The organism is Mesorhizobium sp. WSM4935 (assembly GCF_029625735.1).
Classification (GTDB): Bacteria; Pseudomonadota; Alphaproteobacteria; order Rhizobiales; family Rhizobiaceae; genus Mesorhizobium.
Map to the genome: position 1 here is coordinate 382,769 of NZ_JARTVR010000001.1, position 15,918 is coordinate 398,686.

The 15,918-nt window shown below is 63.0% G+C and carries 14 protein-coding genes and 1 other RNA gene; 9 read left to right on the top strand and 6 right to left on the bottom strand.

The window, feature by feature from the left end:
- Positions 1–10 precede the first annotated feature (10 nt).
- The 3 genes from P9273_RS01805 to P9273_RS01815 form a co-directional block, all read right to left on the bottom strand.
- Positions 11–1,888 (bottom strand): extracellular solute-binding protein, encoded by a 1,878-nt coding sequence (locus tag P9273_RS01805; protein WP_278047364.1) that lies wholly within the window; start codon positions 1,886–1,888, stop codon positions 11–13.
- Positions 1,888–3,768, bottom strand: coding sequence for an extracellular solute-binding protein (locus P9273_RS01810; protein ID WP_278047365.1), 1,881 nt, complete (start codon positions 3,766–3,768; stop codon positions 1,888–1,890). Before P9273_RS01810 ends, P9273_RS01805 begins: the two co-directional genes overlap by 1 nt.
- Before the next feature lie 158 nt (positions 3,769–3,926).
- The gene (locus P9273_RS01815) at positions 3,927–4,595 is read right to left on the bottom strand and encodes a c-type cytochrome (protein WP_278047366.1); all 669 of its coding nucleotides are present in this window, start codon (positions 4,593–4,595) and stop codon (positions 3,927–3,929) included.
- A 193-nt stretch (positions 4,596–4,788) separates the two neighbouring features.
- Between P9273_RS01815 and P9273_RS01820 the strand changes: the two genes are divergently transcribed.
- A complete protein-coding gene (locus tag P9273_RS01820; RefSeq protein WP_278047367.1) occupies positions 4,789–5,517 on the top strand; it encodes a 3-deoxy-manno-octulosonate cytidylyltransferase in 729 nt (242 codons plus the stop codon).
- Between the two features lie 9 nt (positions 5,518–5,526).
- Positions 5,527–6,390 (top strand): prephenate dehydratase, encoded by an 864-nt coding sequence (locus P9273_RS01825; protein WP_040994486.1) that lies wholly within the window; start codon positions 5,527–5,529, stop codon positions 6,388–6,390.
- A gap of 128 nt (positions 6,391–6,518) precedes the next feature.
- On the opposite strand, the gene P9273_RS01830 is transcribed toward P9273_RS01825, so the two are convergent.
- From P9273_RS01830 to P9273_RS01840, 3 genes are read right to left on the bottom strand one after another with little or no spacing between them, the layout of a single operon-like run.
- Positions 6,519–6,821: a Dabb family protein gene (locus tag P9273_RS01830; RefSeq protein ID WP_040993956.1), complete on the bottom strand. Its 303-nt coding sequence runs from the start codon at positions 6,819–6,821 to the stop codon at positions 6,519–6,521.
- A gap of 10 nt (positions 6,822–6,831) precedes the next feature.
- The gene (gene nudC, locus P9273_RS01835; RefSeq protein ID WP_278047368.1) at positions 6,832–7,773 is read right to left on the bottom strand and encodes an NAD(+) diphosphatase; all 942 of its coding nucleotides are present in this window, start codon (positions 7,771–7,773) and stop codon (positions 6,832–6,834) included.
- 54 nt (positions 7,774–7,827) lie between these two features.
- Positions 7,828–8,247, bottom strand: coding sequence for an HIT domain-containing protein (locus P9273_RS01840; protein WP_278047369.1), 420 nt, complete (start codon positions 8,245–8,247; stop codon positions 7,828–7,830).
- Between the two features lie 180 nt (positions 8,248–8,427).
- On the opposite strand from P9273_RS01840, the gene ffs reads away from it, so the two are divergent.
- The 7 genes from ffs to P9273_RS01875 all read left to right on the top strand — a co-directional run bounded on the left by ffs (position 8,428) and on the right by P9273_RS01875 (position 15,918).
- Positions 8,428–8,524, top strand: an RNA gene (gene ffs, locus P9273_RS01845) — signal recognition particle sRNA small type.
- Between the two features lie 106 nt (positions 8,525–8,630).
- On the top strand, positions 8,631–10,448 hold the full coding sequence (locus P9273_RS01850; protein WP_278047370.1) for a DNA polymerase III subunit gamma/tau: 1,818 nt from the start codon (positions 8,631–8,633) through the stop codon (positions 10,446–10,448).
- 22 nt (positions 10,449–10,470) lie between these two features.
- Complete coding sequence (locus P9273_RS01855; protein ID WP_040993963.1) at positions 10,471–10,794, top strand: YbaB/EbfC family nucleoid-associated protein; 324 nt, start codon at positions 10,471–10,473, stop codon at positions 10,792–10,794.
- Positions 10,795–11,011: 217 nt separating this feature from the next.
- Positions 11,012–12,001: a cell wall hydrolase gene (locus tag P9273_RS01860; protein ID WP_278047371.1), complete on the top strand. Its 990-nt coding sequence runs from the start codon at positions 11,012–11,014 to the stop codon at positions 11,999–12,001.
- A gap of 96 nt (positions 12,002–12,097) precedes the next feature.
- Positions 12,098–12,703 carry a recombination mediator RecR gene (gene recR / locus P9273_RS01865; protein ID WP_040993965.1) on the top strand — a complete coding sequence of 202 codons (606 nt, stop codon included), beginning with the start codon at positions 12,098–12,100 and terminating at the stop codon, positions 12,701–12,703.
- Between the two features lie 56 nt (positions 12,704–12,759).
- Entirely contained in the window at positions 12,760–14,013 is a 1,254-nt protein-coding gene (locus tag P9273_RS01870) for a lytic murein transglycosylase (RefSeq protein ID WP_442920178.1), read from the top strand.
- A 267-nt stretch (positions 14,014–14,280) separates the two neighbouring features.
- Positions 14,281–15,918: an ABC transporter substrate-binding protein gene (locus P9273_RS01875; protein WP_278047372.1), complete on the top strand. Its 1,638-nt coding sequence runs from the start codon at positions 14,281–14,283 to the stop codon at positions 15,916–15,918.

Here is a 15,918-nt window from a genome sequence, read left to right on the forward strand (position 1 = left end):
AACAGTGATGTCAGGCTTTGCCAATCTTTGCCGCCTTGCCCTTGTCGACCCACCACAGCGCTTCGACCGGAAAGCCGAAATCGGGTTTCTGCTCGGGGAAGCCGAACATGTCCCAATAGGCGCTTCGGTGATTCGCCAGATACCAACTTGGAATCCAATCGCGCCGCGCGCGCAAGGCCCGGTCCAACGCGCGCATGGCAGTGGTCAGGCTTTCGCGATCCTTGGCGGCGCCCACGGCATCGATCAGCGCATCGATCGCCGGGCTTGCAACCCCCGACAGGTTGCGTGAGCCCGATACGGCGGCGCTGCGCGAGTGGAAGAAGATTTCCAAATCGTCACGGGTCGGCGTGGCGCTGAAATTGAAGGCGGCCGAGAGCAGGTCGAAATCGAATGTCGATTGCCTGAGCTGATACTGCGCTGAATCCACCAGGCGGATCGAGGCATCGATGCCGATGGCCTTCATGTTGGCAACCCACGGCGAATAGACCTGCACGAAGGTCTCGTCGTCGACCAGGAATTCGGCGGAGAGCCGCCCGCCCTTGTCGTTGAGCACGAAATCGCCGGAGCGTTTCCAGCCGGCCTCAGCGAGCAGCTTCAATGCCGCGCTCAGTTGCTTGCGGTCCCGCCCGGACCCATCCGACGGCGGTTGCGTCACCGCTTCGCCGAAGGTTTCCGGCGGCAGCTGGTCGCGCAGTGGTTCCAGCAGCGCCAGCTCCTGCGGCGTCGGCATGCCCGATGCCCGGAAGTCGGATTTCTCGAAGCAGGATTGCGAGCGCTCGTAGGAACCATAGAAGAAGTTGCGCCGTGTCCATTCGAAATCGAAGCAGAGCGCGATCGCCTGCCGTACGCGCGGGTCCTTGAATTGCTCACGCCGCTGGTTGACGGCGGTGGCCTGCATGGAAGGCGTGGTTTCGGCCGGGAACTCATGCTTGATCACCTTGCCGGCGGTAAAGGCCGGAAAGTCGTAAGCCGTCGCCCAGACGCGCGAGGTGAACTCCTCGCGGTAGAGGATGTCGCCCTTTTTGAAGGCCTCGAACCCGGCCGTCCGGTCCTGGTAGAATTCGATGCGGATACGCCCGAAATTGTTCTGGCCGCGATTGACCGGCAGGTCGTTGCCCCAATAGTCGGCCACGCGCTCATATTCGATCCAGGCGCCGGCCGACCAGCGCCCAACCTTGTAGGCGCTAGAGCCGAGCGGCGGATTGAGCTGCGAGGAATCGAACGGGTTGGCCGTAAAGAAGGCCTTCGAAAGGATCGGGAATCCGACCACGTTGAGGATGGTGCGGGCCGATTGCTTGCCGGAGAAGTTGAGCTCGACCGTATGGGTGTCCTTAGCCACCGCGTCATCCAGATGCGTCAGTGACAGCGCGTAATCCGGATGACCCTTGTCTTTCAGCAGCTTGAAGGTGAAGGCGACGTCGTCGGCGGTGAGCGGCGTCCCGTCATGGAAACGCGCCTGCGGACGCAGCGAGAAGGTGAAGACGTTGCGGTCGTCGGAGATCGTGACACCGTCGGCGATCAATCCATAGACCGCGTCCGGTTCGTCGAGCGCCCGCACCATCAGGGAATCGAAGCACATTTCCATGCGCTGCGGGGAATCGCCCTTGGGGACGAAGGAATTCAGCGTGTTGAAGGTCTGCGGGCTCTGGTTGGCGCCCCAGTTGGGCGGGGAGAAGTTGAAGGTGCCGCCTTGCGGCGCGTCGATATCGACATAGTCGAAATGCGTGAAGTTGGGCTTGTATTTCAGGTCGCCGAAGGCTGACAGGCCGTGCAGCTTGACGCCGGTCGGGGTGTCGGCAAAGGCCCGGCCGGGCAGCAACGCCGCGGCAGTGGCTGCGGCGCCGAGCGCGAGGAAGTCGCGGCGAGGAAGCGAGGTCCGCCGCACCATCAATTGAGGCCCTTGTATTTGGCGGCCAGCGCCTTTTCCCTCGCAGGATCGATCCACCAGGAATCGATGTCGGCGCCCCGGTAGGTGGGCTGCTTCGCAGGCATGTCGAACTTGTTCCAATAGGCCAGCCAAATCACCGCGCGATAGTATTGCGGAACGACGTAGTAGTTCCACAGGAGGACACGATCGAGCGCATGGGTGGCGGCGACGAGGTCGGCTCGATCGGTAGCAAAGATGATGCGGTCCACGAGAGCGTCGACGACCGGATTCTTTATCCCGGAATAATTGCGTGATCCGGGCGCGTCGGCCGCCTTCGAGCTCCAGAAATCGCGTTGTTCGTTGCCGGGGGATTCCGATTGCTGCAACTGGCTCGTGATGACGTCATAATCGAAATTGTTGACGCGGTTGATGTACTGCGTCTGGTCGATGAGGCGCAAATTGGCGTCGACGCCGATTTTGCGAAGATTGGCGATCCAGGGGCTGGAGATCACTTGATCGGTGTCGTTCCAGCCGAGGATCTCGAATTTGAACGGCGCACCGGTCTTGGCGTTCACCATCTTGCCGCCTTTGATCACCCAGCCCGCCTGGGCGAAGAGGTCCACCGCCTGCTTCAGATACTTCCGCTCCGCCTGCGGGGAAACATAAACCGGCAACTTGAATTCCTGGGTGAATAATTCAGGCGGTAGCTTATCGCGATACTTCTCCAGGATTTCGAGTTCCTTGCCTTGCGGCAGCCCGCTCGACGCCAGCTCCGTGCCCTCGAAATAGCTATGGGTGCGCGTGTTCGAATTGTAGAACAGCGTGCGGTTCATCGTTTCGAAATCGAACGGAAGCGTCAGAGCCTCGCGCACGAGACGGTCTTGGAACAGCGGCCGTCTCTGGTTGAGTATAAAGGCCTGCATGGGTTCCGGCGAGGTGGTCTTGAACACCTGCTTGACCACGTCGCCAGCACTCACCGCCGGAAAATTGTATGCCGTATTCCATCGCCGAGAGCTGTTTTCCGGCTTGATGTCGTCCAACCCACCCTTGGTGAAGGCCTGCCAGGCGGCGTTGTCGTCGAGAATATAGGTGAAGCGCTGGGTATCGAAGTTCTCGCGGCCGATCTTCACCGGCAGCTTGGCGCCCCAATAATCCGGCACACGCTGCCAGACGATCTCCGAGCCCGGCTTGAAGCTGGCGATCTTGTAGGCCGCGGAGCCCAGCGGCGGCTCCAGCGTCGGTCTGGTGATGTCGCGCTTCTTGCCGCTGGCGTCGGTGCCTTCCCACCAATGCTTCGGCAAAACGACAAGGTCGCCGATGATCTTGGGCAGCTCGCGATTGCCCTTCTGGTTGAAATGGAACTCGACCTCACGATCGGAGATCGCCACCGCATCGGTGACGTTCTCGAAATAGCGATTGTATTGTGGGCTGTTGGCCTTGAGCACCTCGAAGGACCAGATAACGTCGTCGACGGTGATCGGCTGGCCGTCATGCCATTTTGCCCGCGGATCGAGCCGGTAGGTCGCGGACGAATAGTCGGAAGGATATTTGTAGGCGTCCGCAACCAGCGGATGGCTGACGCTGCCCTCGTCGGTCGCCTGGTCCATCAGCGTGTCGTAGAGCAGCCCACCGCCGAACTGGGCGAAACCGGCGGCCGGCGATCCCTGAACAATATAGGGGTTGAAGCTGTCGAACGTTCCGGTGACCACGGAGTTGTAGGTGCCGCCCTTCGGCGCTTCCGGGTTGACGTAGTCGTAATGCTGGAAATTCTCGCCGTATTTTGAAGGCCCGATAAGCGAGGAGGTCGTGTGCCATTCGTCGGCGAAGCTCGCCTGCAGACTCGCTGCGAAAGCAGCCGCCAGCATCGATGCGAAAAATGTCCGGGAGCGGCCGACCGTCATGCGTTCTCCTCGTCGCGAACAGTACCCACCGGCAATCTAGAACATTTGACGCCGGTGAAAACCGCAAGCGGCGGCTTTTGTCGCCGCACATGCAGCTTTCCTAACAGAAAAGCCGGGACGAACCCGGCTTTTCCAAGGAAGTCTCTGCGACAAATTGTTTATTGAGCGGGCGCTGGCGCAGCCGGCTTGGCCGGAGCGGCGCCTTCGGCCGGCTTGGCGGGTGCAGCACCCTCCACGGGTTTGGCGCCTTCAGCCGGCTTGGCCTCGGCCGAGGCGCCCGGCTGCGGCAGCGGCTTCGGATTGTCCGACAGCGTGCGCAGATAGGCGATCACATTGGCGCGGTCTTCTTCCTTCGGCAGGCCGGCAAAGCCCATCGCCGTGCCCTTCACGAACTTCTTCGGCGAGGTGATGAAGTGGTTGAGGTTCTCGTAGGTCCAATGCTCCTGGCCGCCCTTGGAGAAATCCTTCAGGCCGGCCGAATAGGCAAAGCCCTCATGCTCGGCGACAGGACGGTCGACGATGTCCCAGAGGTCCGGACCGACCTTGTTCGGACCGCCTTTTTCGCCGGAATGGCAGGCCTGGCACTTCTTGAAGATGGCGGCGCCCGCCTCGGCATTGGCGGTGGCAAGCAGGTCGGCGATCGGCTTTTCCGCCGCGGCAGGCGCAGCCGGACCGCCCTCGGTCGGTTCCTGGGCTTCGATGGCGAAGCCGGGCTTTTCGGGCGCCGGCGAGGCGAACAGCCCGTCCGAGACGAGGCCTATTGAAAAGACGATGAAGCAGGTTCCCAGAAATCCGCCGAGCAGCTTGTTGACTTCGTTGGAATCCATACGCCCCTTGCTCCCTTTTCCGGCGGACCGTCCCGTCCACTCCGTCCGTCGGTATCGCGAACTGCCCTGAAAGGCCATTCAAATCGCGCGGAAACTAGGTCTTTTGCTCTGGCGTTGCAACACCTATAAGGGCGCTTCCAGTGAGACCTTTTGCCACTTTTCCATCCGCGTTTTTCGACCGCTCAAAAATCCGATGTCGACCTTGATCCTGATCCCCGCCCGCATGGCCTCGACGCGCCTGCCGGGCAAGCCGCTGGCCGACATTGCGGGCGCTCCGATGATCGTCCATGTCGCCCGCCGCGCCGCCGAGGCCGGGCTTGGCCGCGTTGTGGTGGCGACAGACACGCAAGCCGTCGCGCAAGCCGTGCAAGCGCATGGTTTCGAGGCGGTCATGACCCGCACGGATCACGAATCGGGCTCCGACCGCATTTTCGAGGCGCTGACGTCGCTCGACCCCGAAAAGCGGGTGGAAACGATCGTCAATGTCCAGGGCGATCTGCCCACCATCGACCCCGACATCATCGGCGCCTCGCTGCGGCCTTTCGAGGACAAATCGGTCGATATTGCCACGCTCGGCGTCGAGATCGTGCGCGACGAGGAGAAGACCAATCCGAATGTGGTCAAGATCGTCGGCTCGCCGCTTTCCGCCACACGGCTGAAAGCGCTCTATTTCACGCGCGCCACCGCGCCTTGGGGTGAGGGGCCGCTCTACCATCATATCGGCCTCTATGCCTATCGCCGCGTGGCGCTGGAGCGTTTCGTGGCGCTCAAGCCGTCGCCGCTGGAGCGGCGCGAGCGGCTGGAGCAGCTGCGCGCGTTGGAAGCCGGCATGCGCATCGACGCCGAGATCGTCCAATCGCTGCCGCTCGGCGTCGACACGCCGCACGATCTCGAACGCGCCAGGCAAATCCTTTCGAAATGAGACATGTGCATGGCTGAAAAGACCAACAGAATTTCCTTCCAGGGCGAGCCCGGCGCCAACTCCGACACGGCCTGCCGCAACATGTTCCCGTCGATGGAGCCGTTGCCTTGCCCGACCTTCGAGGACGCCTTCAACGCCGTCGAGACCGGTAAGGCCGAGCTCGCCATGATTCCGATCGAGAACACCATCGCCGGCCGCGTCGCCGACATCCACCACCTGTTGCCGGAATCGAAGCTGCACATCGTCGGCGAATATTTCCTGCCGATCCACTTCCAGCTCATGGTTCTGCCGGGCGTGAAGCGCGAAGAGATCAAGACCGTGCACAGCCATATCCACGCGCTCGGCCAGTGCCGGAAATATATCCGCAAGAACGGCTGGAAGCCGGTGGTCGCCGGCGACACGGCGGGTTCGGCCAAGATGGTGTCGGAGGTCAAGGACCGCACCATGGCTGCGCTGGCGCCGGCGCTGGCCGCGGAACTCTATGGGCTCGACATCATCGAGAAGAATGTCGAGGACACCGATTCCAACGTCACCCGCTTTGTCGTCTTGACCAAGGACAAGCAATGGATCGGGCGCCCCGCGCCTGACGCCAAGATGATGACGACCTTCATCTTCCGCGTCCGCAACGTGCCTGCCGCGCTCTATAAGGCCATGGGCGGCTTCGCGACCAACGGCATCAACATGACTAAGCTCGAGAGCTACCAGCTCGGCGCCTTTACCGCGACGCTGTTCTATGCCGACATCGAGGGCCACCCGGACGATCCGCTGGTCAAGCTGGCGCTGGATGAGCTGCGCTTCTTCTCGCGCGAAATGCGCATCCTCGGCGTCTATCCGGCCAGCGCCTCGCGCGAGCAGTGGAAGGTGGCGGATTAGCGCCAGCCCAATTCAGGTCAGCCCGAGCCGAAAATGGTGGCATCCGAGACCGGAGCGGAGCGTACTTGAAGAGGTGAGCACCGGAAGCGCAGGACGCCGTCATTTGCAGACCGGCCTCACCTGAATTTTCAGCCGAACCCCAGCGGCACGTAGTCGATTTCCATGAACTTCTCCACCTCGGGCACCCAGCGGTCGCGCACGAAGGCGACGTGGTCGGGGTGCTCGTTGTAGCGGGTGTAGGCCGCCTGGTCGGCGAACTCCATCGAGAAGCCGAACTGATAGTCGTTCTTGGGGCTCACCTGCCGCAGCTGCTCGAAATGCGCCACACCCTTGATCCCGGTCAGGATCTTCTTCGCGTCGTGCAGGAAGCGTTTCGTCTCCAGCGACTGCGGCGGATGCTTCAAAGTGAACACGACGGTATGACGGATCATTCTTCTGCTCCTATTCGCTATCGACCCAGGCGCGGATGAGGTGATGGGCGATCGCCCCTTTCGGTGGTGTGATCAAGCCGCCGGCATGCTGCCTCTCCAGCATCCTGCGCACTTCTTCGCGGAAGAACCAGCGGCAGTCCTCGAGCTCGTTGAGATCGGCCTGGATATCCTCGTTGAGCGGCTCGCCGAAGCAGCCGATCATCAGCGAATAGGGGAACGGCCAGGGCTGGCTGGCATGGTAGACGACGCGGCCGAGCCGGATGCCCGCCTCTTCCAGCGTCTCGCGGCGCACCGCCGCCTCGATCGTCTCGCCGGGCTCGATGAAGCCGGCAAGCGCCGAATACATGCCCGGTGCGAAATGCCGGCCGCGCCCGAGCAGGCACTTTTCGCGCGTCACAGTCAGCATGATTGCCACCGGGTCGGTGCGCGGAAAGTGATCGGTGCCGCAGGAAGGGCAATGGCGCCGGTAGCCGCCGGCGCGCATCTCCGAGCGGTTGCCGCATTTCGAGCAGAAGGCGTGGCTGGCGTGCCAGGCAAGCAGCGCCGCTCCTTGCGCCAGCGCGCCGGCGGCCGCCTCGTCGATCAGCCCTTGCATATAGACCGAGCGGTAATCGATCGCCTTGACCGTCTCGGGCAGCTTTTCCGGCTCGACGCCGCCGGGCACCGCCAGCACGGGGCCTTTCTCGGAAAAGCCGAGCAGCACGCCCTGATCGGGCGAAGCCTCGACGGCCTGGCTCTCATCCGCCTTGAACCACGGGTCGAACGTGCCGTTCTCCAATTTGAGGTAAAGCCGGCCGGCATGCATCAGCATCAGCCGCGCGGACCGGTCGGCCAGCGCCTTCTCGACCGCGTCGTCGGCGCGGTTCTCCGACTGCCGGTCGATCCGGTTGCCGGCGAAACCGACGAATTGGCTCGGCTCGCGCAAGGGCGCGTCAAACAGGCGAAAGCTCATGGGGACTCGGGCGGGCTGAGGGACACGGGGGAGGCTGAATGGACACCGGTCAGCTTATAGCGCCGCCTTGATCGTTTCGGCAAACCGCCTGATGTCGGAGCGCTGATAAGGCTCGCGTATGCCGTGCCCCCAGACCGGTCCCGGCCAGCCGGGATCGCCCTCGGAGCGGGCGACGACATGGACATGCAGCTGGCGCACGATGTTGCCCAAGGCGCCGGTGTTGATCTTGGTGCAGCCGGTCACCCGCTTCAGCGCCTGCGCCACCATATTGGTTTCGAAGGTCAGCATCGCCTGGTCGAGCGGCGTCATCTCGTGGATTTCCTCGATGCCCGGCCGCTGCGGCACCAGCACCAGCCATGGCCAGCGCCGGTCGTTCATCAATCTGAGTTCGCAAAGACCAAGCCACATAAGCTGCTCGCTGTCCGCCTCCAATCGGGCGTCCAGCGTGAAACCGGCCTTGAGGCCAGGCAGCATGGGCGTTTCCTTCGTTTTTGCAGTATGCTTCAAACCAAGGGACGCTAGAGCGGCGGCAAGGTGGCTGCAAGCGATTCATTGATCGCTCTTGCCAATTTGAAGGACTTTCCAGTCGCGTTATGGCCGCAGCTTGCGGCGCCGCCCTTGCATTTCGCTGCCGAATTGCCGATATGGAGCGCGGGAGGTTGGTGGTGGACGATCCACTCGCCAACCGGGTCAGGTCCGGAAGGAAGCAGCCCTAACGAGCCCGGAACGGGTCATTGTTCCAGCCTCCCACCTCTTCGCCTTTCTCCCGCGACATTGACGGCGCCGAGCCGTGCGGGCGAGATTATGCGCAGGAATCGGCCGCCCTCCGTCGCGGTCCTGGGAGCTTTTGACGGCGAATGAGCGAAGCCGGAAATTTGGGGCCAGAGAGCCTGGAGACAGGTAAGGCCGGCGCCTACCGCGTCCTGGCGCGCAAATATCGCCCTTCGAATTTCTCCGAGCTGATCGGCCAGGAGCCGATGGTGCGCACGCTGACCAATGCGTTCGCCAGCGGCCGCATCGCCCAGGCATGGATGCTGACCGGTGTGCGCGGTGTCGGCAAGACGACGACCGCGCGCATTCTCGCGCGGGCGCTGAACTACAAGACCGCGACCGTCGATCAGCCCTCCGTCGACCTTTCGATCCCCGGCGAGCATTGCCAGGCCATTATGGAAGGCCGCCATGTCGATGTCATCGAGATGGACGCAGCCTCGCATACCGGCATCGACGACATCAGGGACATCATCGACCGGGTGCGCTACGCGCCGGTCTCGGCCCGCTACAAGGTCTACATCATCGACGAAGTGCACATGCTCTCCACCCAGGCCTTCAACGGCCTGCTGAAGACGCTTGAAGAGCCGCCGCCGCACGTCAAATTCATCTTCGCCACCACCGAGATCCGCAAGGTGCCGATCACGGTCCTGTCGCGCTGCCAGCGCTTCGATTTGCGGCGCATCGACGCCGGCGCGCTTGTCGGGCATCTGTCCTCGATCGCCGCCAAGGAAGGCATTGCCGTCGATGACGAGGCCCTGGCGATGATCGCCCGGGCCGCCGAAGGCTCGGCGCGCGATTCGCTGTCGATCCTGGACCAGGCGATCGCCCATGGCAGCGGCACCGTCAGCGCCGACGCGGTACGCGCCATGCTGGGTCTCGCCGACCGCGCCCGCATTATCGACCTGTTCGAGCATGTCATGAAAGGCGACGTCGCGGCGGCGCTCGCCGAGTTCCGCGCGCAATACGACACCGGCGCCGATCCGGCGGCGGTGCTGACCGATCTCGCCGAGTTCAACCACCTCGTCACCCGCCTGCGCTTCGTGCCGTCGGCGGCCGACGACGCGTCGCTTTCCGAGGACGAGCGCAGGCGCGGCGCCGAATTCGCCGGCACGCTTTCGGTGCGCGTGCTGTCACGGACCTGGCAGATGCTCTTGAAGGGCATTCCCGAGGTGCAGTCCTCCAACCGCCCGGTCAGCGCCGGCGAAATGGTGCTGATCAGGCTGGCACATGCCGCCGACCTGCCAACGCTGGATGAGGCGCTGAAATCGCTTGAAGGCGCGGGACCGCTGCCGAATGGCGCCCCGCGCGCCAATGGTGCACCGGCAAATCCAGGCAATGGCGTAGGCGCCAGCGCCGTGGCGCAGGCGCGGATGCCCGGTTCAAATGGCGGTGCGCAGACCATGCGCCTGGTCGAAGCGCAGCCGGCACCCGTCGCCTTTGTCCCGGCGCCGGAGCCGATAGCCGAAACCCCTGTCGTTCCGGTCAAATCGCTGGCCGACATCGTCGCGCTTGCCGACGCCAATCGCGACATAGCTTTCAAGGTGCTGCTGAAACGCTGCGTGCGGCCGGTGCGCATCGAACCCGGCCGCCTCGACGTCACCCTGACCGACGACGCTCCCAAGATGCTGCTCAACGACATGACCTCCAAGCTGCGCGCCTGGACGGGCCGCAACTGGCTGGTGTCGCTGTCGAAGGAAGAGGGCGGCCAGACATTGGCCGAGATGGAGACGACGAAACGCGAGAACGCCTTCTCCGACGCCAAGAGCGATCCGACTGTCGCAGCCATTCTAGCCCGCTTCCCTGGGGCCAAGATCATCGACGTGCGCATTCCGGATGTGCCGGACGTGGAAGAGGCGGAGGCGGAAGTGCCTGTCGAGCCCGCAGCCGACGACGACGAAATCTGAAACAATCTTAGAGGACCACCCGATGAAAGATCTTCTCGGCCTGATGGGCAAGGCGAAGGAAATGCAGGCCAAGTTCCAGGCCATGCAGGACGAGATCGCCACGCTTGAAGCCACCGGCCAGGCCGGTGGCGGCCTGGTCAGCATCACACTCACCGGCAAGTTCGAAATGAAGGCGCTGAAGATCGATCCGTCTTTGATCAAGGCTGACGAAGCCGAGATCCTGGAGGACCTCATCCTGGCCGCCCACAATGACGCCAAAAATAAGGTCGAGCAGGTGATGCAGGAGAAGACCAAGGCGTTGACGGCAGGCTTGCCGATTCCGCCCGGAATGAAATTGCCGTTCTGAGGCGGCCTGCAACAGTTAATTGATTATGAACGGAAATTGAGCCCGGGCCGCAATATTAACCATTTTGCCGGCAATGCTCACGGGCTCATTTCGCGACATTCATAAAGTTTTATCCAAGTCCAGAAGTTGCTAACCCTCTAGCCATCTTTTTGCCCGAAAGAGTCTCATTCCTGCCACATCTCGGGGCGGGCTGGCATCTGGACATGAGGCTTTTTTGGTGATCGCGACGCGATGGAAGACGCCGCTGCTGCTTATCGGCATCGTCACTTCCCCCTTGCTCCTGGCCGGTTGCAGCCAGACCACTTCCTCCCATGGCATGTCGGTGTCGGGTCTGACCGACGCGCTCACGCCGAGCTTCCTCAGCTCGCGCTCCTACAAATATTCGATGAAGGACAAGGAATGCCTGCAAAGGGCGATGTTCTTTGAATCCAACCGGTCGAGCCGCGACGGCATGATCGCCGTCGGCACGGTCGTGATGAATCGCCTCCGCTCGGGCCAGCATGGCAACACCATCTGCGAGGTCGTCGGCGAGAAGGGCCAGTTCGCGCCCGGCGTGCTGACGCGGCCGATGAACTCCAGGGCGCTGCCCGACGTCGAGGAAGCCGCGGACGCGGTGCTGAAGGGCGAGCGCAAGGCCAAGCTCAAGAACACCATGTATTTCCACACCGCCGGCCTGCGCTTCCCTTACAAGAACATGCATTACACCATGGTGGCCGGCGGCAACGCCTTCTACGAGAAGCGCGGCCGCAACTGGCAGCCGCTGCCGGATGAGCCGATGGTCGCCATGGCCTCCGACAAGCAGCAGAAGATCGACCCAACCGCTCCCGTGCTGGTGGCTTCCGCCGAGCCGGTGGTCAAGACGATCGTGCGACCGGATCCGGCCAAGCAGGCGGCGATGAATGCGGCCGAACCGACGCTTCCGGCCAAGGCGGCAATCGTTTCGGCCGAGGCGACCTATGTGACGGCCGCTGCCGCCCCGTCGCAGAAATCCAGCCGCCTCGCGCAGAAGCCGACAGTCGTGGCGATGCAGGAGCCGATGGCCGAGCCGGACGCCTCGCGTTTCGGCGGCACGCTCAAGGGCCGCTACATCACTTCGGTGCCCAGCGCACCGCAGGAAGCGGCGATGGGCTTCGAGTCGACGCCTGAGAACACCGACGCCATCGGCGCGATGATCGTCAGCCAGAATCGGCCGCTCGAAACCAACTGAACCAATTGCATCCAACGGGGCCTGCCATGGCAGCATGGCGGGCCCCGTGTCGTTGCGGCTGTTCCAAACTGCCTGGAAAAATCCTAGATCAAGGCGATGTCGAAGAGAATCGCCGGTCCGGAAATCGAACGCCTGATCCAACTCCTGGCCAAGGTGCCAGGGCTCGGGCCGCGCTCGGCGCGGCGCGCCGCGCTTCATCTCATCAAGAAGAAGGAGCAGCTGCTCGAACCTTTGGCCGCCGCCATGGGCGAGGCGGTCGACAAGGTCCGCATCTGTTCGACCTGCGGCAATGTCGACACCTCCGACCCTTGCATGATCTGCACCGACCCGCGTCGCGACGCCGGCACGCTGATCGTCGTCGAGGACGTCTCGGACCTCTGGGCGCTGGAGCGTGCGGCGGCCATGAACGTGCGCTATCACGTGCTCGGCGGCACGCTGTCGCCGCTCGACGGCATCGGTCCGGATCAGCTCAACATCCGCTCGCTGGTCGATCGGGTCGCCAGCGGCGAGGTGAAGGAAGTCATCCTCGCCGTGAACGCGACGGTCGAGGGCCAGACGACGGCACATTATTTGACCGACCAGTTGTCGGGCTTCGAGGTCAAGGTCACGCGGCTCGCGCATGGTGTGCCGGTCGGCGGCGAGCTCGATTATCTCGACGAAGGCACGCTGGCGGCGGCGCTGCGGTCGAGGACGGCGTTTTGAGGGGATCGGGGAGGGGGCTCGTGACAGACGTTTTTCCTCGAAAGGCTGTACTCCGTGTGAAGGAACGCCAGCATTTCAGGCAAGCTATTCTTTCCTTCCTCGCGGCACTGCTCGCTCTCCTCCTCACCGTCCCCGCCCACACCGCCCCCATCGACGACCAGTTCCAGGCCTGGCTTCAAACCGACCTCTGGCCCGAAGCCAAGTCCAAAGGCATCTCGAAAAAGACCTTCGATGCCGCCTTCCTCGGGGTGAAGCCGAACCTCAAACTGCCGGATCTCGTCATGCCCGGCGAGAAACCGACGACGCCGCAAAAGCAGCATCAGGCCGAGTTCGGCCCGCCCGCCGACTATTTCGCCGAGAAGACCATCCGTGCCGTCACCACGGGCGGGCGCACACGCGAGAGCGCCAACGCCCGGGTGCTCGGACTGATCGAGAAGCGCTACGGCGTGCCGGGCGAGATCGTGCTGGCGATCTGGGGTCGCGAGACCGGCTTCGGCGCGGCCAAGATGCCTTACGACGCCTTCGAGGTGCTGGGCACCAAGGCCTTCATGTCGACCAAGAAGGATTTCTTCCGGACCGAGGTACTGGCGGGGCTCGAAATCGTCGAGCGCGGGCTGGCGCCCGTCAACGCGATGAAATCGTCCTGGGCCGGCGCGCTCGGCCAGCCGCAATTCATGCCGACATCCTTCCTCAAGCACGCCGTCGACTTCGACGGCGACGGCCGGCCCGACATCTGGAATTCGACGCCCGACGTGCTCGCTTCGATCGCCAACTACCTCGTCCATTATGGCTGGGTAAGGGGGCGCGGCTGGGGCACCGAGGTGACGGTTCCGGCCAACGTCTCCTGCTCGCTCGAAGGGCCGGACCAGGGCAGGAAGATCTCCGATTGGGTGGCTATGGGCATCCGGCGCGTCGACGGCAAGGCGTTTGCGGCGAGCGAATTGAAAGCCGAGGGTTTCCTGCTGATGCCGGCCGGGCGCAGCGGCCCGACCTTCGTCGTTACGCCGAATTTCTATGTACTCAAGCAATACAACAACAGCGATCTCTACGGCCTGTTCATCGGCCATGCCGCCGACCGCATCGCCAGGGGCGACGCCACCTTTGCGGGCACTTGGGGCGCGGTCGGCGACCTGCACCGCTCCGACATCGCCGCGCTGCAGCGCGCGCTCGAGGCCAAGGGCTACGATGTCGGCAGCGCCGATGGCCTGCCGGGCTTCAAGACCCGCCGCTCGATCGGCGTCTGGCAGGCCAAGAACGGCAGGCCCGCCACCTGCTTTCCCGATGGGGGGTTGGTTGCGCAGCTGAAATAGCGGCTGCCTCCAAGCTACCGACCCTGGTACATTTTTGCGGATCGGCGGCTTCAATTAGCCGGCGCATGCGTCGACTCATCGCGGCCCATCCGGTCCGATATTGCGCCTGGCAAAAATGCCCGTTGCCGGTTCGAGAACCGCTGAATAGGGTGTTGACCAACTGGACAAAAAACACGACGGTAAGCGGTCAAAGCCGCAGCCGGCCTTGCAAAGAACAATACAGCCCTGAGCCGGGAACTCAGGTCAACAAGACAGGGAACGATCACCATGATGCTGGAAAAAATTGCTCTCCGCTCTCGCGCCTTGCTTGCGGGGGCCGCGCTGTCCGCGCTGCTTGTCGCGCCTGCTTTCGCGGTCACGCCCGCCGATACGCTGGTCGAAGGCTTTGCCATCGACGACATCATCTCGATGGACCCGGGTGAGGCGTTCGAGCTGTCGACGGCCGAAGTCACCGGCAACACCTATGATCTTCTGGTCCGCCTCGACCTCAGCGACACCTCCAAGGTCAAGGGCGACCTTGCCGAGAGCTGGAGCGTTTCCGACGACGGCCTGACCTACACCTTCAAGCTCAAGCCCGGCATGAAATTCGCGTCCGGCAACCCGATCACCGCGGCCGATGTCGCCTATTCCTTCGAACGCGCCATCAAGCTCGACAAGAGCCCGGCCTTCATCATCAACCAGTTCGGCATCACCGGCGACAACGTCACCGAAAAGGCCAAGGCCGTCGACGACACCACCTTCCAGTTCGTGGTCGACAAGGCCTACGCGCCGAGCTTCGTGCTCAACTGCCTGTCGGCCACCGTCGCTTCGGTTGTCGACTCGAAGCTGGTCAAGGAGCATGTCGCCGCCGTCACGCCGAGCGCCGACTACAAATGGGACAACGACTTCGGCAATGCCTGGCTGAAAACCGGCTATGCCGGCTCGGGGCCGTACAAGCTGCGCGAATGGCGCGCCAACGAGGCCGTCGTGCTGGAGCGCAACGACAATTACAATGGCGAGAAGGCCAAGCTCGCCCGCGTCATCTACCGCAACATGAAGGAAAGCTCGGCGCAGCGCCTGGCGCTTGAGGCCGGTGACATCGACGTCGCCCGCAACCTCGAGCCGAACGATCTCGACGCCATCGCCAAGAACGCCGATCTCACCACCACCAGCGCGCCGAAGGGCACGGTCTATTACATCAGCCTCAACCAGAAGAACCCGAACCTCGCCAAGCCGGAGGTGCGCCAGGCGTTCAAATATCTGATCGACTATGACGCGATGGCCTCGACCATCCTCAAGGGCATCGGCGAGATTCACCAGTCCTTCCTGCCCAAGGGCGATCTCGGCGCGATCGACGAAAACCCGTTCAAGCTTGACATCGCAAAGGCGAAGGAACTGCTCGCCAAGGCCGGCCTGCCAGACGGCTTCAAGGTCACCATGGATGTGCGCACCGGGCAGCCGACCACCGGCATGGCGGAATCGATCCAGCAGACGCTTGGCCAGGCCGGCATCAAGCTGGAGATCATTCCGGGCGACGGTAAGCAGACGCTGACCAAATATCGCGCCCGCAACCACGACATCTATATCGGCAACTGGGGCCAGGACTATTTCGATCCCAACTCCAATGCCCAGACCTTCGCTTCGAACCCGGACAATTCCGACAACGCCAAGATCAAGACGCTCGCCTGGCGCAATGCCTGGGATATTCCGGACCTGACCAAGGAGACTGAGGCGGCCCTGCTGGAGAAGGATGCGGCCAAGCGCGCCGACATGTACAAGGACCTGCAGCAGAAAATCCTCGACACTAGCCCCTTCGTCATCATCCACCAGCAGCTGGAAGTGGCCGGGCTGCGCAAGAACCTCCAGGGCTTCAAGCTCGGCCCGAGCTTCGACACCAACTTCGTCTGGGCGGTCTCGAAGCAGTAA

Excerpts from the sequence above, each read along its gene's own strand:
- P9273_RS01830 (WP_040993956.1), bottom strand. The coding sequence starts at position 6,821 with ATGATCCGTCATACCGTCGTGTTCACTTTGAAGCATCCGCCGCAGTCG.
- P9273_RS01825 (WP_040994486.1), top strand. The coding sequence starts at position 5,527 with ATGGCTGAAAAGACCAACAGAATTTCCTTCCAGGGCGAGCCCGGCGCC.
- P9273_RS01840 (WP_278047369.1), bottom strand. The coding sequence starts at position 8,247 with ATGCTGCCTGGCCTCAAGGCCGGTTTCACGCTGGACGCCCGATTGGAG.
- P9273_RS01820 (WP_278047367.1), top strand. The coding sequence starts at position 4,789 with ATGTCGACCTTGATCCTGATCCCCGCCCGCATGGCCTCGACGCGCCTG.
- P9273_RS01875 (WP_278047372.1), top strand. The coding sequence starts at position 14,281 with ATGATGCTGGAAAAAATTGCTCTCCGCTCTCGCGCCTTGCTTGCGGGG.
- P9273_RS01805 (WP_278047364.1), bottom strand. The coding sequence starts at position 1,888 with ATGGTGCGGCGGACCTCGCTTCCTCGCCGCGACTTCCTCGCGCTCGGC.
- recR (WP_040993965.1), top strand. The coding sequence starts at position 12,098 with ATGTCGAAGAGAATCGCCGGTCCGGAAATCGAACGCCTGATCCAACTC.
- P9273_RS01850 (WP_278047370.1), top strand. The coding sequence starts at position 8,631 with ATGAGCGAAGCCGGAAATTTGGGGCCAGAGAGCCTGGAGACAGGTAAG.
- nudC (WP_278047368.1), bottom strand. The coding sequence starts at position 7,773 with ATGAGCTTTCGCCTGTTTGACGCGCCCTTGCGCGAGCCGAGCCAATTC.
- P9273_RS01855 (WP_040993963.1), top strand. The coding sequence starts at position 10,471 with ATGAAAGATCTTCTCGGCCTGATGGGCAAGGCGAAGGAAATGCAGGCC.
- P9273_RS01810 (WP_278047365.1), bottom strand. The coding sequence starts at position 3,768 with ATGACGGTCGGCCGCTCCCGGACATTTTTCGCATCGATGCTGGCGGCT.
- P9273_RS01815 (WP_278047366.1), bottom strand. The coding sequence starts at position 4,595 with ATGGATTCCAACGAAGTCAACAAGCTGCTCGGCGGATTTCTGGGAACC.